This window comes from Actinomadura verrucosospora (genome assembly GCF_039540335.1).
GTDB lineage: Bacteria > Actinomycetota > Actinomycetes > Streptosporangiales > Streptosporangiaceae > Spirillospora > Spirillospora verrucosospora.
This window is the reverse complement of the sequence record NZ_BAABEV010000020.1, coordinates 118,416-137,792: the sequence shown is the minus strand read 5'-3', so window position 1 is coordinate 137,792 and position 19,377 is coordinate 118,416. Positions and strand designations below refer to the sequence as shown.

Annotated in this window: 6 protein-coding genes; 1 reads left to right on the top strand and 5 read right to left on the bottom strand. The window is 76.8% G+C overall.

What is annotated here, in order from left to right; translation table 11 throughout:
- Positions 1 to 299: helix-turn-helix domain-containing protein (locus tag ABD944_RS22330; protein WP_345179412.1), on the top strand; the 299-nt coding region annotated here is incomplete at its 5' end.
- A gap of 15 nt (positions 300 to 314) precedes the next feature.
- Here ABD944_RS22330 and ABD944_RS22325 read toward each other — a convergent pair.
- The 5 genes from ABD944_RS22325 to ABD944_RS22305 are packed head-to-tail and all read right to left on the bottom strand — an operon-like array spanning position 315 to position 19,155.
- Positions 315 to 2,123 (bottom strand): hypothetical protein, encoded by a 1,809-nt coding sequence (locus ABD944_RS22325; RefSeq protein ID WP_345179411.1) that lies wholly within the window; start codon positions 2,121 to 2,123, stop codon positions 315 to 317.
- Positions 2,120 to 6,580: a hypothetical protein gene (locus ABD944_RS22320; protein ID WP_345179409.1), complete on the bottom strand. Its 4,461-nt coding sequence runs from the start codon at positions 6,578 to 6,580 to the stop codon at positions 2,120 to 2,122. Before ABD944_RS22320 ends, ABD944_RS22325 begins: the two co-directional genes overlap by 4 nt.
- Positions 6,577 to 11,529: a hypothetical protein gene (locus ABD944_RS22315; RefSeq protein ID WP_345179408.1), complete on the bottom strand. Its 4,953-nt coding sequence runs from the start codon at positions 11,527 to 11,529 to the stop codon at positions 6,577 to 6,579. Before ABD944_RS22315 ends, ABD944_RS22320 begins: the two co-directional genes overlap by 4 nt.
- Position 11,530: 1 nt before the next feature.
- Positions 11,531 to 14,968 (bottom strand): DUF6603 domain-containing protein, encoded by a 3,438-nt coding sequence (locus tag ABD944_RS22310; RefSeq protein WP_345179406.1) that lies wholly within the window; start codon positions 14,966 to 14,968, stop codon positions 11,531 to 11,533.
- Complete coding sequence (locus tag ABD944_RS22305) at positions 14,965 to 19,155, bottom strand: peptidoglycan-binding protein (RefSeq protein WP_345179405.1); 4,191 nt, start codon at positions 19,153 to 19,155, stop codon at positions 14,965 to 14,967. Before ABD944_RS22305 ends, ABD944_RS22310 begins: the two co-directional genes overlap by 4 nt.
- Positions 19,156 to 19,377: the final 222 nt, after the last annotated feature.

Sequence of the window (19,377 nt, the reverse complement as noted above, 5' to 3'; positions counted from 1 at the left end):
GTCCGCCGGCCCGCCGCCGTCCTGGACGGGGCTGCGGGCTTGGTGTGCGGCCGGGGGCGCGGCGGCGGCGCCCAGACCGCCCCGCGCACGGCTGGCAGGCGCTGACCCCGACGGAGCGGAAGATCGCCGCGCTCATCGCCGAGGGCCTCACCAACCCGCAGATCGCCGAGCGGGAGTTCATCTCCCGGTACACGGTGGAGACGCACCTGAAGCGCGTCTTCGCCAAGATGAGCGTCCGCAGCCGCACCGAGCTCGCCGCCCGGGTGCTGTCCGGTCCCGCGTTGTCGAGTTCCGAGTGACGCGGGCGGGGCGGGTCAGCGCGGGCCGACGGCGTCGTAGCGCAGGCCGCTGGAGGCGGTGCCGCCTCCGGTGCGCTTGGCGCGGGCCAGCCACAGGTGCACCGAGCCGTCGGTCCAGCGCGCGAGGCGCCATTCCCGCACGACGCGGGCCCCGGCGCGGCCGACCTCCTCCTCGGGGATCTCCAGACTCGCCACCCGCCCGGTGTCGTTCTCCATCGTCCAGTCGAGGACGCGGCTGTGCCCGATCACCGGCACCGGCGTCCCGTCCCTGGTGGGCTGCTGGAGGGGGACGCGGCGCAGCCGGATGCCGTCCGGCCGCCCGTCGGCCGGGGCCGGGACGAGCGGCACCCAGTTCTCCGGCACGGTGGTGGCGAAGGTGTAGGTGAGCTCGGGCAGGCCGGGGACCTCGGCGCGCGGCGGGATCCCGGCGCGCGGGACCTGGCCGTCCCGGTCGATCGGCTCGCCGGTGGCGCCGGTGACGGTCCGCTCGATCGCCCAGGCGAGGTTGGCGGTCTCGTCGCGCAGGAACCGGACGTCCTCGACGGGCGCCGAACTCTGCGTCGAGAACGTGGTGGGCGGCAGGACGAGCAGGGGCGCCGGCGGCCCGCCGCGCGCGGACGCGGGCCGGAACAGCCCCCAGCCGCGCCCGGCGTCGGCGGCGCCGTAGGCCGCCGGGGGGACGAGGGTGCGGACGCCGAAGCTGTCGGTCACCACGAGCGAGCGGACGCGGGTGACCGATCCGCTCGGCACCTCCACCGGGACGACGAAGTGGTCGTTGGCGTACACGGTCGCGTACTCCAGCAGGACCATCCGGGCGAGGTCGGTGGTGCCCGCGCCGATCCGGCCGAGGTTGACGTCGGCGTCCTCCATCTCCCAGAACCGCGTCGCGGGCATGCCGGGGTAGGCGGCCACGGTCGGGACGACGACGAGGGTGCGGCGCTCCGAATCGGACGCGGCATCGGACGGGGCACCGAGCGCGGCGTCCGGGTCGTGGTCGAGCTGGTACCAGTCGAGCCGGTCGCCGTCGTACTCCGGCGCGGTCAGCACCGTCTCGCCGACGGAGTCGGAGGCGGCGGCCGCGAAGGCGTACTCCAGCCGTTCGCGCTGCCAGGCGCGGGCGCCGGCGCCCGGTGTGTCGACCAGCGGAAGGAACCCCTCGGGCGCGGGGCCCTCCCCCGCCTGGAGCCAGGCCAGCCACCCCGCGACGGCGGCGGCGACGGCCGCCGACAGCTCGGGCGGGACCGGCACCGTCCCCGGGAACCGGCCCCTGGCGTGGTCGCGCAGCACGTCCGTGCCGTGGGGCGCCCGTCCCGCCATGATCCGCAGGTAGCCGGCCGTCGCCTCGTCGGCTTCGGACGGACCGGCGGGCGGCGGGCTCGGGATCGGGTAGCGGGCGACGACCGCCGCCCGCAGGGCGCCGGCGCCGTGCTCGGCGAGGAAGCGGAGCAGTTCCTGCCCGGTCTCGGCGGCCCAGCGCAGGTCGTGGGCCCCGGCGGCGTCCTCGGCCTCGACGGCCGACTCCAGCGGGCGGCCTGCGGGCAGCGGCGCCGCCGGCCCGCCCGAGGGCCCGTACCGGACCTCGGCGAACCGGGCGGACTCGACGTCGAGCCTGGCCAGCACGGGGGTCCCCGCGTCCTCGCCCTGGAACTCCCCGAGCTGCCACTGCCGGGCGAGGAGCCAGAGCGGGTCGGCGGTGCGGGCCTCCAGCGCCGGGCTGAGGTCCTCCGCGCGGGTGCGCGGCTCCAGCCGGCTCCAGGTGGTGATGGACGGGACGTGCGCGGGCTCGGCGGGCTCCGCGGCGGCCCGGGTGTCGGAGACGGTCATCGCGTTCCCTCCGTGGTGGCCGGCGCGGCGGCGGGGCCGTCCGGGGCCGCGGCGTCCGGGACGAAGTCGGTCGAGGTGCCCGGCTCGGCCATGTTCACCGGGAAGTGGGCGGCGGGCAGGATCTGCCCGATGTCGCCGAGCGAGTCGAGGTCGGCGGCGCGGGTCGTGGTCAGGATGAAGGCCCAGTTCAGCGCCTGGAGGACGGCGTCGGGGCCCCAGGTGGGCGCGTCGTCGGCGGGCACGGCGACCAGCACGGCCTGCGGCGCGGCGGCGCCGGGCGCGTCGTGCTCGAAGGCCAGCCCGGTCGTCCGCCGGGCGGCCGGGACGACCTCGGTCCACTCGTCCACGACGAGGCCGGAGACGGGCCGGCGGAGGTCGAGGTCCCCGACCGTGATCACCGCCATGGACACGACGTCGCCGTCCGGGGGGCTCTCCCCGGCCCACCGCTCGCCCGGCTTCCCGGGGAGCTGGACGGCGCGCGGAGTGGCGGGGACGGTCGCCGCGCCGGCGCCGGTCAGCGCCTCGGTGTAGGTCAGGACCTTCTGGAGGTTCGCCAGCTTCGGCCGCACCCGGGCGTACTTGGCCAGCCAGCGCCGGACGTCGTGCGCCGACCCGCCCTCCAGCTCGTTCCCGGGAGCGAGGGCGGCGGCGAGCGGGCCCGGGGCGGGCAGGGTGACCGACTGCAGGACGGGCAGGTCCTGGCCGAACAGCGTCCGGAGCCGGGCGGTCTGGAACTCGCGGCGCCGGGCGGGGGCGGCCGCCGGGACGTCGAAGTCGGCGATGGCGCAGCCGCACGTCTCGGCGGTGCAGGTCAGCGGGCGTCCCCGGAACTCGGCGACCAGCCGGCAGTGCGCCAGCCGGCGCTGCCGGAGCTCGGCCCGCGCGGACGCGGCCTGCTCCAGCACCTGCTGCTCGGTGCCGGACCTCGGCGGCGGGGCCACCGCGCCGAGCACGCCGAACCCGGCGGCGGTCCGCAGGGCGGGGCGCACCGCCGCGGCGGTCGCCCCGGCGAGGCCGGCGATGGCCGTGCCGGCGAGCTGCCAGGCGAAGTCGGCGCGGTTGCGCGTCGCCTGGTCGAACCCGCTCTCGGCGGCGGATCCGGGCCCGTCGAGGTCGGCGGCCTCCACCTGCCGCGACTGCGTGAGCAGCCGCCGCACCGCCGAGGCCGCCTCCAGGAACTCGGCGAGCGACACCTGGTCGTACGGCCAGGCGGGGTCGCGCTCGAAGCCCGGCTCCAGCGTCCAGTCCTCGCCGATCTTCGAGGCTTCCCGGCGCGGCCAGGCGGCCGCCTCGATCCGTCGCTCCAGTTCGGCGCCGGCGTCCGGGGCGGCGCCCCGGACCGGGGCGGCGACGTGGTCGACGGCGGGGATCTGCAGGTAGTCGAGGCTCAGCGGCGGCTGGACGGCGGTGCGCGTCCCGTCCGGCGAGCGCCAGGTGTTGCGCCACTTGACCCGCCAGTTCGGCGGCAGCAGCGCGGTGGCGAGGACGTCGGCGGGGGCCGCGGCGACGACCCGCGGCTGCTCGCCCACGGCGGCGCCCCAGCGGAGCTTGTCGAACCGGGCGTCGTGGTTGAACAGCAGGAGCACCCGGTGGGTGACCGCCGCGCCGCTGTCGGCCGTGCGGCAGAACTGGAGCTCCGGCGGGGTGCTCGCGCCGTGCGCGGAGGCGTCGAGGGCGGCGGCTGCCCGCGTGGCGTTGCCCTGGGCGATCTGGTGGACGCCCTCGGCGAGCAGCGCGTCCCCGACCGCGTCGACGGCGTCCGCGACGTCGGCGAGGACGTCCTCGACCGCCGTCCGGTCGCCGGGCGGGAGCGACGCGAGATCCTCCTCCAGGTCGCCCGCGCGGTACAGCCGGTGAAGCTCCAGCCCGTCGGTCACCGCGGTCGACTCCACGGCCGGTTCCGCGGTCCCCTCCGGCGTGACGGTGTGCGCGCGGACGGGCGCGGCGGCCCGGAACAGCGGCAGGTGCTGGTCGAGGGGCCCGTCCGGGTGCTCGTGCAGGCCGCGTTCGAACCGGTAGCCGAGCAGCAGGCCGAGGGGCTGCCCGGCGCGGACGCCCGCGACCAGCTGCTCGGCGAGCCGCACCCGCCGTGAGGTCAGGTCGACGGCCAGCGGATTCCCCTGCTCGTCGTCCGGCTGCGCGTCCGCGCCCCTGTGGGAGCGCCAGCCGCTGCGCAGCACCGCCGCGGTGACCGCCTGGCCGAGCGTCGGCGCGTGCACGTGCCCGGCGCCGTCCGGCGCCGGGTGGAGCGGCCCCTCCGGGACGCCGTCGGGCAGCGGGACCTCCTCTCGGCCCACGGAGGGCGGCGCCAGGTCGCAGACCCAGCCGTAGCCGCCGATGTGCGTCCCGGCGGCGTCTCCGGCGGGACGCTCCCGGACGAGCCGTTCCAGCCGGCGCGCCGGGAACGAGGTGATCCAGGCGTCCAGCCGGTGGGCGGTCAGGGCCAGCGTGCCCGCCACCTCGCGCTCCAGGCGCTCCGGGGCGACCCGGAGGTCCACGAGCCGGTCCAGCGCGTCGCGGAACTCCCTGATCCCGGCGGTGACGGCCGCGTGCCGCTCGTCGCCGGGCCGCTGCGCGGCGGCGAGGTAGTCGCCGACCGTCAGGGCCGGGTCGGTGCCGCCGCCGGGCAGCGGCAGCGGCCGCGCGAGGCGCCGCGCGAGCGTCGAGGTGACCTCGCGGGGGAAGACGTCCACCAGCTCGGGGTCGGGGACCTGCCCGACGCCCTCGATCAGCCCGGCCGCGTTGGAGTGCTCGCCCAGCAGCGCCGCGCGCAGCAGCCGCTGGAAGAGCGGCACCGGCCCGGACGGCACGGGGACCTCGTCGGCGCGCAGCCCCGGCGCGGCCAGTTCCGTGAGGTACGCCCGGATCGCCGCCGCGTCGGCGCCCGCCACCGGCGTGCCGAGCCGGATCGACTTGTCGGCGAAGACCGCCAGGGCCAGCCGCGGGTCGTCGCCGGTCGCGAGCCCGAGGTCGGCGAGCAGCCGCCGGGTCGGCCCGGCCACCTGCTCGCGCCAGTCGCCGCCGAGCTCCAGGCGCGCGAACCGCCACAGCCAGGCGACGTACTCGTTGCCGAGCATGCCGCGCACCCGCATCTCGCGCGGGAGCGCGTCGGTGGCGAGGATGTCGAGCATGACGCCGTCGGGGTCGGCGAGGCCGGGGCGGATCCGCGGCACCGGCGACCGCGACCACACCCGGTTCATCAGCCGGACGAGCAGGTCGACCGCCCTGGCCTCCCCCGCGCCGCCGGACTTCCACCGGGCCATCGACGCGACCGGCAGCACCCCGTAGACCTGGGCGCCGACGCGCAGCGCGGGCAGCGGCCCGTCGGGGTGGACGTGGGAGACGAAGTGCGAGCGGACGGCGGGCAGGTCGGCGGTCCAGCCCGCCTCCGCGCCGTCCGCCAGGTGGCGGACGAGGTAGTCGAGCCCGACCGGCCAGAGCAGCCGCCGCACCGCCGCACCGGGACGGCGCAGGTCGTCGGCGCCGTTCGGGGCGCGGCCGAGCGCGGTGGCCGCCCCGGACGGGACGGGCCCGCGCCGCGTCCGCTCCAGGACGTCGCCGTCCCGGTGGGCGAGCGGGAGGCCCAGCGTGTCCGCGAGCAGGGCCGCCGCGGTCTCCGGGCGGGCCGCCGTCGCGGGCGCCCCGGTCACCCGCGCCGAGAGCGCCGCCTCGCGCGACCGGGGCGCGTAGCCGCTGGACACGGTCTCGGTGTTGTTGGTCGGGGTGCCGGGCGGGACGAACCCGAGCCCGACCGTCGCGGCCTGCGCCTCCAGCAGCTCCGACAGGATCGTGGCGCCCCGCGCGGGGGTGGCGCCCTCGTCCACGCCGTACACGGCGAGGAACGCGACGTGCTCGGTGACGCCCTCGACGACGGCCGCCATCCCGGCGTCCACCGCGGCCTGGAAGTCGACCAGCCAGCGCATGCCCTCGTCGACCAGAGGGTCCTCGTCGGTGAGGGGGCGGGCGGCGTCGTCGCCGGTCCGGACGGGCGACGGGCCGACCGCCAGGTCGGGCCGCACCTCGTTGGGGAAGTCAGCCTCGATGCCGCGCCCCCCGGCGAAGCGGGCGAAGAAGCGCCAGCGGGTGGGCAGCGCCCGGGCGCGCGGTGCCCGCATCCAGGTGCCGGTGCGTTCGAGGGGGCCGGGGAAATTCCCGGTGGCGTCCGGCTGCATCACCCGGGCGATCCAGGTGGCACGGGGCGCGCCGTGGTACCGGACGAGCTCCTCCCAGGCGTCCGGCTCGCCGCCGCGCTCCCAGTAGCGGCGGCCTTCCCGCCGCTCCGCCGCGGTCAGCTCCGCCTCGTGCGAGTCGACGTGGATCTGGTCGGGGTAGACGCGGACGAGCAGCCGGGTGCCGTCGAACCTCGTCTCCAGCCGGACGGGCAGCAGCGTCACCGGGTACCGGGTGGACAGCGTCCACGCCGCGGCCGGGGCCTGCTCGGTCAGCGGTCGGGTCATCGGAGGGCTCCAAGGGCTCGCAGAGTTCCGGCGGTTCCGGCGAGGGCGGCCGGCTGCGGGTCGGGTGGCAGCAGGTCGCTCGCGTGCCGGGCGACGAGCGCGGGGCGCTGGAGGACGACGCGGGCCATGTCGGCGGCGTTGCGGCCGAAGACCGCGCCGTCCAGGGGCTCGCCGCCGAACCCGCCCGCGCCCGGCGACAGGAACCGCGCGTCCGCCGGGAGGTGGCCCCAGTGCAGGTCGTCCCAGTGGGCGCCCGACCAGGGCGTCCCCGGCACCCAGTCCTCGGGCGGGTCGTCCACGCCGAAGCGGGGCGCGGTGGGCTGCTCGCGCAGCAGGAAGAAGTACCCCGGCCTTCCGGCGGCCGGGTCGGCGTCGCCCCGGGCCTGCCCGGCGGTCAGCGGGAAGCCGAACAGCAGCAGGTCGGGGTCCAGCCGGGCGTGGAAGATCGGCGGGATGTCCGGGCCGGTGACGTCGCGCCGGCCGGCGGCCGTCCACGTCGCCGCGCGCATCGTGACGGCGGTGGCGGGGTAGCGGCGCAGCACCTCGCCGCGGACGACGAGGATCAGCGACCGCTCGTCCGGCCCGCCCACGGCGGTGAGGTGGGCGCCGAGCGGCCCGGCGCCCCACGCGGGGTCGGTGAACGGCGGGATGTCGGTCAGCGGGGCGCCGGCCGAGACCGCGTTCCGCACGTCCCAGAACTGCCGGAACCAGGTGTTGCGCGGGTCGGCGGGGAACTCCCGCCACAGCATCTCCCGGCTCGTCTCGTGGTTCAGGCCCACCATGAACGCCTCGATGAAGCGCGGGTTCGCGGCCAGCGCGGTCAGCGTCTCCGGCGCCACCTCCGGCAGGCCGGGGACGACGTTCTCCTGCGACAGGCCGCGCAGCAGCTCGTAGGCGGGCACGTTGAACGCGACGCCCGCGAGCAGCCGCCGCAGCGGATCGCCGGTGTCGGGGATCGCCGAGGCGAGCGGCCCGTCGCCGAGCCTCAGGCCGTCCAGGACCTTGGGCGGCACCGTGTCCTCGGGCCTGAGCCGGTCGCGGACCGCCGCCGCCGTGGCGTCCACCGGGACGGCCTCCCCGCGCGCGTCCCGCGCCAGGGCCTGCGCCGGGGCGAGGTACCGCTGGTGCCGCAGCGCCGCCTTCATGAAGTCGTCGCCCATGGCGGCGCGGTCGGCGACGAGGCTCGGCCGCAGGTCGGCGAGCGCGACGCCGCCGCCCCGGACGGACGCGCCGGGCAGCCGGTCGACGGGGCGCGACTCGCCCCAGCCGGTCGCGATCCCGTCCGGGTCGAGGTCGAACCCGATGCGGTAGGCGGCGTCGTTGCCGTCCGCGGTGCTCCCCACCCGGTAGACCAGCAGGTCGGGCCGGCGCGTGCCGCTGAAGTCGGCGACGACGATCCCGGCGCCGTGGTCCCAGCCGGCCTCCCGGTCCTCGGGGACGGGGACGGGCGCGCTCCAGCCGCCGAGGACGGCGCCGCGGCGGTTCAGCGTCCGGCCGACGCCGTACCGGGCGACGGTGCGGCCCCACTCGTTCCCGCCGGTCCACAGCACGACCAGGTCGGGCCGCAGGTCCTGGCTGAGGTCGGCGACGTCCACGGCCACGTCGCCGAGCCCGCCGACCGTGTAGGGCAGCGTCACCGTGTCGCCCCAGCCGCCGGTGACGGCGCCGTCGTCGGAGATCCGCCAGGCGATCCGGTAGCAGATCCTGTCGCCGGAGGTGTAGACGAAGACCAGCTCGGCCCGGCCGTCGCCGTCCAGGTCGGCGAGCGCGATGTCGGCGCCCCGGACGGACGCGCCGACCGGGTCGTGCACGGGACGCGGCGCGCCCCAGCGGGCGGGCACACCCTCGGCGTCGAGGTCGAAGCCGACCTGGTAGGAGACGTCGCCGAGCACGTTGCCCAGCACCACCATGGCCTGCGGGCCGGACGCGGTGATCCGTCCCACGGCGACCGCCATCACCTCCACGTCGATGCCGCCGAGGTCGGGGCCGGTGCGGGCGGCGGAGAACCCGCCGAGCCGTCCCTCCGCGTCGAAGCCGTGCGCGACCCGGTGCCGGACGTGCCCGGCGCCGCCCTCGCGGGAGAAGTCCGCCACGACCAGGGACGAGAACAGGCCGACACGGGCCGCCCACCGGTTCTCCGGCGGCGGGACGTCGGCCGGCGCGCCGGCGCCCCGCAGGTCCCGGGGGGCGCCGTGGTCGCGCCACTGGCCGTTGTGGTCGACCGACACCAGCCGCCCGTCGGCGGCGACGGCGAACAGCTCGCTGTCGCGGCCGGGGCGCAGCGCGACCGGGCCCGGCTGCCGGAGCGCGAGCCCGCCGGACGGCGGGCGCAGGCGCGTGCCGCTCCAGTTCCACTGGTCGGCGACGGAGTCGATCCGGCAGAGCGAGAGGTCGTTCGGATCGGCGTCGGAGGCGACGAGCACGCCGATCGTGGGGCGGCCCGAGAAGTCCTTGCCGCTCTGCCGCGCCACGGACACCACGGACGTGCCGTCGTAGGGGCGCCACGCGTTCGCGATCGGGCGGAGGTCGCCGCGGGTGATGATCAGGTTCCCGTCGACGGAGGCGTACGCCATGCCCTTGAAGGCGCCGTAGTCGGGATAGGCGGCCGAGAGGTTGCCGTTGACGAGCGGCACGGTGCCGTCCCCGACGTTGAGGTTGGTCCACAGCGCGGCGCCGGTCCCCTGCCGGACGCACGCGTGGAGCCCGCCGAGGTTGGTCCTGACGTAGAGGAAGCCGCGGCCCCGGGTCGCGAGCGGCCCGACGGCCACCTCCTTCGGGCTGATCGTGGACGGCTTGCCGAGCGCCCGCCACGTCCAGGCGGCGGTCGCCGGATCGAAGTCGCAGGCGTGCAGGCCGCCGTCACCGCCGATCACGTAGACGCCGGTGCCGTGGGCGAGCGGATCGCTCCGGACGCCGTTCGGCGGGTACCCGCGGTCCTCCCACGCCCAGGCGCCCGGCACCCGGTCCCAGCGCCGCTCCCACAGCCGCCCGTCGGCCGTGCGGACCAGCACGCGGACCGGCCCGCCGTAGTCCAGCGCGGCCCCGGGGGACACCACTTTCTGACCGCTGGGCGGCAGTCCGTGGTCGTACCAGAACCAGCCGCCCTCGACCAGGCGCCGCTCGAACAGGTGGCCGTCGTCCGTCGCGGCGAAGAACCGGCCCTGCACCATGTCGCCGCCGGCGGTGGCGAGGGTCCGCGGCACCTCATCGGACACGCCGGCCGGGACGCTCGCGGCGGCGACCGCGGCGCTGTGGGCGGTGTCCCACCAGGGGTCGGCCATCGCGGCGCGGATGGACGCCTCGTCCAGCGTTCCCAGCGGCCGCCCGGTCACCTGCTCGAACGGGGCGCCGCCGGCGGGGACGTCGGCGGGCGGGACGGCCGTGTCGCCGGTCGCGAGCCGCTCCACGGCGGCCGGCGCGGCCCCGGCGCGCCTGGCCAGGGGGCCGCGCGGCCGCAGCAGCCGGCGCATCGGCACCGACGTGGCGGCCCGCAGCCCGGCGTTGCCGGCCAGCTCGTCGCCCACGGTGGGCGGGTCGCCGGACGGGCCCTCGGCGGCGCGGGCGGCGCCGCCGGCCGACGCCGGCGGGGCCTCGACCGCGCCGAGCACCGGCCGGGCGACGGTGAGCATCTGCGCGTCGCCGAGGGCCCGGCCGGGCTGCCCGGGGTCGAGCCGCTTGGCGTGCAGCGCGGCCGACACCTCCCGCGCCGCCTGCCCGGCCAGCAGCCGCTCGTTCAGGTCCCGGACGGCGGCGGCGGCCTCCCACGCGGCCGCGGCCAGCTCCTCCTGGTGCCGCCGCACGACCTCGGTGCCGAGCGCGGCGGCGGCCCGGTGGCGCGGATCGAGGTTCAGCTCCCGCAGCCACTCCGGCTCGCCCGCGGGCAGGCCCGTCGCCGCCGCGTGGGCGGCCCCGTACAGCGGCGGGGTGAGCCATTCGCCGGTGTCCTGCAGGAGCAGCTCGATGACCTGCCGCCAGGACGCCCGGACCCCCTCGTCCCAGACGGTCGGTTCCATCGCCGGTGAGGCGAGCGCGCCCTCGAAGCCGAGCACCGAGGTGCCCTCCCGGCCCGCGGGCTCGGTGGCGGGCAGGCCGCCGCCGGGCGCCGAGACGTCCACCGGCCGCTTGCCGACCTCGGGCGGCAGCGGACGCGCGCGCAGCCTGCGGACCAGGGACTCGAAGTCGCCGTCCGGGCCGGTCGTGAACGACCAGTGGTGGTAGGCGGGCAGCACGACGACGTCCCCCGGGTCGGGCTTCGGGGACCCCGGTCCCCAGGCGGGCGCCAGCTCCCCGGCCTGCGGAGCCCGCCCGCCCGTGCCGGCCAGCCGCCCCGCCTCGAAGGCGGGGACCACCGCCGCGTGGTAGCGCGTGCCCGCGCGGAGACGGCGGGGGCAGACGAGCCGCGACAGCGTGCGCTCGGGGTGGTCGCGCAGGACGTCCTCGACGTCGTCGCCGTCCCCGGTGACCAGCACCTGGGCGTGCGCCCACGCCCACGACTCCCCCAGCGGCGGCAGCTCGCCGACCTCGCAGGTGAGGGTCGGCAGCGCCCCGGCGGGCGCGGCGAGCTCCGCGTCCGCCGCCGGGACGGCCACCAGGACCAGCCAGGGGCGGAGCCGCCCCTGGCCGTCGGCCTCGGCGGGGGTGAACGCCCAGGGCAGGTCGGGACGGTCGAACTCCACCGCGGCGAACAGGGTGTCCTCCGCGCCGTCGGTGCCGGGCGCCGGGAAGCTCCGGATGATCTGGCGGTCGTCCAGGCCGGTGACGTCGCCGGGGCCGTGGATCACCGCGGTGGTGGCGGCGGGGACCACCCGCCCGTCGTCGGCGGTGAACTCCACGCGCAGCGGGATCTCGCCGCGCACGCGCGGCAGGGGCCCGGTCCGCGGGTCGGTCCCGGTGACGGCGCGGGCCAGGCCGTCGCGGACCCAGGGCAGGAAGCGCAGTCCGGCCGCCATGTCAGGACACCTCCGAGTGGTCGATCCGGGCGGCGAGCGGCCGCGCGGCGAAGCGGGCGGAACCGGTGCTCCGCGTCCGGGCGTTCGCGGCGGGACCGTTCCCGGCGAGCGCGGCGAGCAGGGCGCCGTCGCGCGCCGCGGAGCGCCCGGCGCCGTCGCGGAGGGCGGCGGCCTCGGGCAGGGGACGGCCCGCCGCGTCCGGGTCGTCGATGACGATCCGGTCGTAGGACTCGTCGCCGCCCGCCGCGGCGAACACGGTCAGCGCGGCGTCCGGGAGGGCCGTCCCGGGCCGGGCCACGAGCCTGCGGCCCGCCTCGCGGCGCTCGGACTGCGGCCGCTCGACCATCTCCGGCATCGTCAGGTCGAAGAACTGGCCCGGCGCGTAGTAGTCGTGGATCGGGTCGCCGAGGTCGCCGGGCTCCCCGCCGAGGGTGAACGAGGTGACGTCGAAGCGGCGGGCGCCCTGGACGCGGCTGGTGCCGATGCGGTCCAGGTCCACGCCGAGCGGCAGCAGGTTCTGCCGGACGCCGAGGACGGTGCCCGGGTGCATCGCGATCTGCCCCGCGGTCGTCTCGGGAGCGGTGAGCGCGGCCATCTCCCCGCCGGTGTCCGGGGTCGTGACGTCCCAGGTCGCCGGCTGCTTGAGCGTCTCCAGCAGCAGGAGGGCCGCGTCGACGAACGCCTCCCGCTCCTTCTCGGCCGGGTCGCCGAGCTCCTTGTCGAAGCGCTTGCTGATCTCCCAGCAGAGGAGGTGGACGCTGACCTCGCCGTGCGCCCGCCAGGGGCCGGGACCGCTGATCCCGATGAGGAGGGTGAGGGCGAGCAGGGTCCGGTCGCCCCACTTCACCGACACCGTCGCGCCCAGCTCGGCCGTCACCCAGAACGGTTTGAACTGGATGGCCGCGTCCAGCCAGGCGCGGCCGTCGACGCGCAGTTCCCAGAACTCGAAGTGCAGGTTGAGCGCCCCGCCGAACTGGACGCTGTTGCTCGTGACGGCGAGATACGCCTCGACGCGCAGCAGGTCGTTGCTCTTGTTGAAGTTGATCGAGAAGCGCTTCAGCTCCGGGAAGCCCACGGGCGGGGGAAAGGCCGGGTGGAAGCCGCCGATGGACACGGCGAAGTTCTTCTCGCCCTTCCACCGCAGCCGCAGCGCCATGTCGCCGCTGACCGGGCGGCCGAACAGCTTGGAGTCGACGAGGCTGCCGTCGAGGGACACCTCCCCCACGTCGGGGTCGAGCGTGCCGACCACGTCGAGCTGGAACTTCCCCGCCTCCTGGAAGTTGATCAGCAGCCGGCCCAGCACGATCAGCCGGATCGGCTCCGGGAACTCGATCATGATGCCGAGGTCGGCGCGGACGACGCCGGCCAGCCACTCCAGCCGGGCCGTGATCCCGACGAGGGTGCCCGTCGGGTCGGGCGGGAACATCCGCCCGAGCGTGGCGACGACCGCCGGGGCGTTGCCCACCGGATCCGCCGGGAACAGCACCGCGTCCAGGCTCCGCGAGCGGGTCGCGTTGCGCAGCTCCTCCAGGTTGGCGCGGCGGTTGAGGCCGAGGACGGCGCCGAGCCCGGTGAGGGTGATGCCGGCCGGCAGCACCAGGCCGGGGCGCCACTGGAACGACCCGGACACCAGCAGCGAGTAGCTCTCGCCCCCGTCCCGCCCGGTGAGCGGCCTCCCGTCCGCGGTCTTCGTGTTGAGGACGGCGACCGCCTGGAGGCGGAACCCGCTCGAACCAGGCGCGATGCTGCTCGCCATCCCGAACTGGAACGCGCCCGAGTACATGCCGCGCGGCTCGTCGATGGACAGGTAGCCGCCGCCGTCCACCACGCCGAGCAGCAGGTGGAGCCCGAGGCCGGACGGCGCCTTGAAGCGCGGCGCCAGGTTCGCGCGGCCGAGGTTGCCGCCGTCGGCGGGGAAGGTGAGGTCGGCGGCGACGCCGACGTCCTCGACCACCGCGGTGAGCCGGCCCAGCCGCACCGAGACGGTGGCGGTCGCCCACGCGGAGACCGCCTCGTCCGCGAGGGACGCGTCGACGCCGATCCGGACGAGCTCCGGGCTCACCCCGAGCACGGTGCCGTGCACCGGGAACTCCGCGACCAGGCCGGCGGCCCCGGTGAGGTGCAGGCCGGCGCGGTGCGACCACGCCACCCCGAGCTCGAACGGGATCGACACCTTCTCGTGCGGCAGGACCCGCTTGACGAAGCCGTCGCCGTCGCCGCCCGCGAGCACGACCTCCGCCCGGCCGGCCCGCACGCCGACCTCGATGTCGTCGCGCCCGGCGCCGAGCGCGGCGCGCAGGGCGAGCACCAGCTCGCCGACCGCCAGGTGCACGCCGTCGGGCGCGCCCACCACCCAGGCCGGGCCGTCGGGCGCCGAGATCCGCGCCACCTCCGCCGCGACCCGCACCGCCGGGTCCGCGCCCGCCACCGTGACACCGCCCGGACCGAACGCGAACGCTTCGGCGGACACCTCCAGGTCGCCGCTGACGTTCCAGCCGCCGGCCCGGCCCGCCACGTGCGCCGCCAGCCGCGGGACGACGACCAGGGCCGGCCTTCCGTCGATGAGGCCGAGGCCGAAGCTCGCCCCGAGCTCCACCTCGTCCCCGCCGTCCGCGTCCGGGATCCGGGCGCGCACCGACAGCAGGTGCCCGGCGAGCCGCGCGCCGTCCGGCCCGAGGTCGGGGCCGACGCCGGGCCGGACGCCGCAGGCGGCGTCCAGGCCGAGACCGCGCAGCAGCTCCGCCGCCCTGGGGAGGATGCGGGCCGCGGCCCGGTCGACCGCCTCCGGCGTGTCCAGTCCGTCCGGCACGTACAGCGCCCGGAAGTACGCGCCGGGATCGGACAGCAGGTCGATCAGCCGGTCCGGGTGGACCTCGGTCCGGCGCCGCGGCAGCCGGATCGGGTTGTCCCCGGGCGGCATCGGCGGACCGGGCTCGGCCTGGTCCGCCGCCGGGGTCACGATCCCCAGCAGCACGGCGGCCGGCAGCGTCCAGCGGGCGCGGCGCGCGAGGTAGGCGGCCGGGAGATGGTTCAGCAGGTCCCCGAGCATGGCGTCGAACAGCGCGTCCGGCACCTCGCCGCCGACCTTGGGCGGCAGGGCCTTCAGCGGCCCGGCGGCCTCGCCGAGCTTCTGGAACGCCTTGATCAGCCCGCCGAGCGAGTCGCGCGGCAGTTCGGCGGCGGCCTCGGCCATGTCCTTGACCGCGCGGTCGATCCCGTCCGCCCACTCCTGGAAGGCCTGCGAGTCGTAGCCGATCAGCGGGCCCAGGTCCCAGCCCAGCGCGCGCAGCAGATGGTTGCGCCGCCACGGGTCGGCCGCCGACCGCGCCGGCTCCACGAAGAGGGCGAACTCGGTGAGGATCTGGGCGAGGACGCCGCGCTCGGGGTCCCCGGACACCGCCGTGGCGCTGTCCGCTGCCGGGTCCGTCTTGTCCGTCACGGCTGCCTCCTGGGCAGATCGTCGGTGTCCAGGCGCAGGGAGCGGCGCAGTCCGGACAGGTTCCGCTCGGCGGGAGGCAGTGCTTCGATCGGCAGGGTGTAGGGGGTTCCGGTGGGCCAGGAGGGCCAGTTCCGCACCGAATCGACCGGTGCCGCGAGCGCGGCGCGCGTCGCCGTCGCCCGCGCCAGCGCGGCGATCAGCGCGGTCTCGTGGTCGTCGGTCCAGTCGTGGGCCGGACCGGAGAAGTCCGGGCCGGTCGCCTTCGCGGCCTCCAGCACCTGGTGCAGGGGCGTCGCGGCCCGTCCCGCGAACCGGCTCTCGGGCGGCTCGGCCGCGCCCGGGTCGGCCGCCGACAGGACGAACCCGGGTTCGAGCAGGTGCGCGCAGCCGAGCATCCCCGCCGCCCGCTCGGAGGTGAACAGATCCCCCACCCGCGCCGGGCGCGGGTTGCCGTCGGCGCCGCGCACGTACTGCACGGTCGAGGGCGCCGCCGGGCCGTCCCACGGCGCGGCGAGCAGGTCGTGCAGCCGCTGCCGGGCCGCCTTCCAGAAACCGCGGCGGACCGCGGCGTCCGTCCGGGTCGCGGTGACGAACCGGTGGATCCAGTGCCAGTCGCGGAACACGCCCAGCGTGAACGCGTGGGTCAGCGGCGCGCCCGGCCTGCCGTTCTCCCCGGTGAGCGTCGGGCGCGACCTCGGCACCCGCAGCCCCGTGTCGAGCAGCCCGGCGCCGTCGGCCCCCCAGCCGGGCAGCGGGACGAGCCCGCCGCCGCCCGTCAGCGAGTCGAAGGCGTCGCGGTCGGTGGCGCGCAGGAAGGCCAGGTAGGCCCACAGCTCCCCCGACCACTCCCGCTGCTGCCGCACGGTCGTGGTGGGCGGGAACGGTCCGTCGCCCGCCCAGCCGAACGGCCCGAGGCGCAGCAGCGCGGCGTCGTTGGCGGTGACGGCGTCGAACCAGGCCCCGGCCGTCGCCTCGGCGACGCCCCGCAGCACCTTGAACGTCGACAGCTGCTTCGCCACGTGCTCGTCGGACCGGCCGGCGACGAGCTGCGGCAGCGTCGGCCCGGACGGCCCGTCCGGCAGCCGCGGCAGCAGGTGCTCGGGCAGCAGCTCCGAACGTCCCGGCGCCACCGGCCCCGCCCCCTCCGGATAGGACGGGTCGACGGCGACCGCGCCGAGCGGCGTCAGCTCCGGATGGCCGGGCGGCGCCGGGCCGACGGCGGCGCCGGCGACGTCCCGCGCGAACAGGGTGGTGGACGCCGAGGCCTGCCCCGCCCCCCACACGTTGGCGTCGACCAGCTCGACCAGGGTCGTCCCGGCCGTCCGCCAGCCCTCGACCACCACCGGGCAGCGCCACCGGTTCCGCTTGCACCTCGCGATCGCGAGCTGGGTGGGCAGGTCGGCGACCCCGCTCGCCGGGCCGACGTACCGGTCGGCGTCCGGCACGTCCACCGGCTCCAGGCGGTCGGAGTAGCGGACGGCGGCGACGCCCGTGTCGCGGGCCGCGCGGGCGCGCCGCGCGTAGGTCTGGAACTCCCGCACCATGCGGACGGTGTCGGTGTCGTAGGTCCCGTAGCGGGGCGGCGGGGCCCCGAAGCCGAGTTCGGCCAGGTCCTTCTGCAGCCGCTCCACGGCCGTCCCGGCGGAGACGGAGGCGGGGCGGCGCAGCCCGTCGTAGACGGCCTCGCCGCCGCCGCGCGCGTCGTGGTCGTACTCCCGCAGCACGAAGCCGTAGGGGATGTCCTCGGTGAGGGACGGACCGAACTCCATGCCGACCTCGAACGTCGTCAGCGGGCCCGGCTCCGGCCGGTCGTCGAGATGCCACCAGAGGATCTGCGTGGCCTTCTTGGCCTCCCCGTCCCCCCACGAGAAGCGCAGCTCCCCGAGGTTGCAGTAGCCGACGATCTCCTTGCCGCTGCCCCAGTCGCCGAGGTAGCCGTCGAAGTCGCGGGACGCCGCCAGGTACTCGGCCAGCGCCTCCGGCCCGGTCCTGCCGATCGGGTCGCCCACCGGGACCGGCGTCCCGGTGGGCCGCCGCGGATCGTCCTCCACGTGCCGGACGAACCGGGAGGCCAGCCGCCATTCGGGCTTGACGGTCAACATCCGTCCCGGGGTCAGCTCCCCCACCGACGGCTTGCCCTGCACCGACCAGCCGACCGGGTCGCCGCCCGTCAGCGGCACCTCGACGCCCACCTGCCGGCGCGCCCCGCCGCGGTCCTCGGCGGCCCAGCCGACGTAGTGGAGGTGCGGGACGTCGTCGCCGACCTCGAACCCCGTCCAGTTGAGCAGCGTGGTCTTGAAGTCCTGGTTGCGCAGCGCGCTCGCCACGAACGTGGCCAGCACCGCCTCGGTCCGGTTCTCCCCCTCGAACGGCTTGCTCCGGTCGGGGCCGCAGGCGTACGGGAGCACCGCCGAGAACCGCGTCCGCTCCGCGAAGCCGTAGTGGACGTCCCCTCCGAGCAGGACGAGGCGGCGCCGCCGCACCCCGTCCTCGCCGGGCGGCGCCGCGGCGCAGAGCCGGCCGATCGTCTTGTGCATCGACGCGTCGTCGTGGAACCAGGCGTCCTCCGCGTCGGCCTGGTACCGGCCGCCGACGGCCTTGGCGAGCGGCTGCACGATCTGCTCGACGACCGGCACCCCGAGGAACGCGGTCGGCTGCGCCACGATCGTCACCGCGTCGTCGCCGAGCGGCGGCTCCGCGGCCAGCATCGCCTCCATCGGGCCGTCGTCGTACAGCAGCACGCCCCGCTGGCCGAAGTACCGGCGCCAGGTCCGGGTGTCCAGGACGACGAGCTGGTACCGCGGCCACGTGATCGTGTAGTGGTACGCCAGCATGTCCGCCGCGGGCGGCTTCACCTGGACGCCGTACTTCAGCTCCAGGGGCAGCCCGAGGGCGGTGCGCAGCGCCGCGTCGTCCGCGGCGCCGGGCGCGGCCAGCCACCGCTCCAGGGCCCCGAGCACCGCCCGGCCCGGCCGCCCGTCCGCGAACCGGTCGGGCGTGTTGCCCCACCCCTGGAACACCGAGTAGGCGGCCAGCGCGTTGCGCACCATCCGCCGGCCGAGCCCGTCGGCGATGACGGCCCTGGTGATCCAGTCGGTGCCGATGTTCCAGTCGTCGGAGACGTCGTGGTCATCGAAGATCATGTACGTCGGGGTGTGGGCCAGCGCCCGGCGGACCAGGCCGAGCCCCTCGCGGAACTCCTCCAGCCGCGGCGCGGCCTCCCGCCACCGGACGAACCGTTCGGCGATCGCCTTCTGGTGCTTGAACGGCCGGTACGGCAGCCCCCGCACGATCAGGCTGTGGACGTCCTCGCCGGGCCTGCGCCGCGCCGGGTCCTTCAGGACCGCGGTGTCCTCGGGGAAGACGTCCTCGAACCTCGGGACGGTCTCGTCCCAGAGCACGTCCGACCAGACCAGCAGGTACATCCCGGCGTACTCGCGGAACGACATCAGGTGGCTGTCGCAGTGGCCGGAGGTGAAGTGCGCCTGCCCGTGCACAACGTCGGCGCGCAGCCCGGGACGCAGCGCCGTGTCGGCCGGGCCGCCGTCCGCCGGCAGGGTCTCGGCGGCCATCCCCAGCCGCGCGGTGACCTGCTGGATCATCACCAGCAGCGGGTCCGCCACGTCGTCGGCGTAGATCTGGTCCCCGGTCATGATCATCTGCTGGGGCCGCAGGCGCGGGTCCCCGACGTTCACGCGCACGACGTGGTCGAGCGACGGCAGCAGGTCGTACCCCTCGCCGTGGGGCTTGCGGCACGACCCGTGGAAGACGCGCAGGTCGTTCGGATCGTCCGGCGGCGTCGGGAAGGTCGGGTAACCGGGACCGCCCGGGTAGGTGAGCGCCCGCGCCGCCTCGGCCGGGTCGGCGTGCACGACGCCCGCGGCGAACAGGCTCCCCCGGTCGCCGCCGAAGTCGAGGTCGTAGCCGTACAGCCGCCCCTCGGCCAGGGTGCCCTGCACCGTCACCGCCACGACGTGGAGGGACTCTCCTAACCGGACCGTCGGCGCCGCGGCCGACATCTCCGGCGCGCCCCTCGGGTACTCCGGCCCGTCCCCGACCGGGAACACCTTGAGCGTCGCCTGGCAGCGTTCCCGCACGCCGACGACGACGGTGACGCTCGTCCGGTCGACCCGCCGGACCATCGGCCCGAACAGTACGAACGGCGTCGTGGAAGCGGTCCTGCCCAACTGTGGCCCCCTCACATGCGCAGGGGAGCCTCGCCACGAGAAAGACCGGGTTCCCACACCCGCCCGCCCGGCCGCCGCCGATCACAACGGACTCCCCCTGAAGTCCGCCCGCCCGGCAGAACGCCTCAAGGGCGCCGTCCGGAACGAACGCCCCAACCCTGCCGCCGGCACCCACCCCCGAACATCCCTGACCTCAGGTATCTCCACGGCGGCATTGCCGGG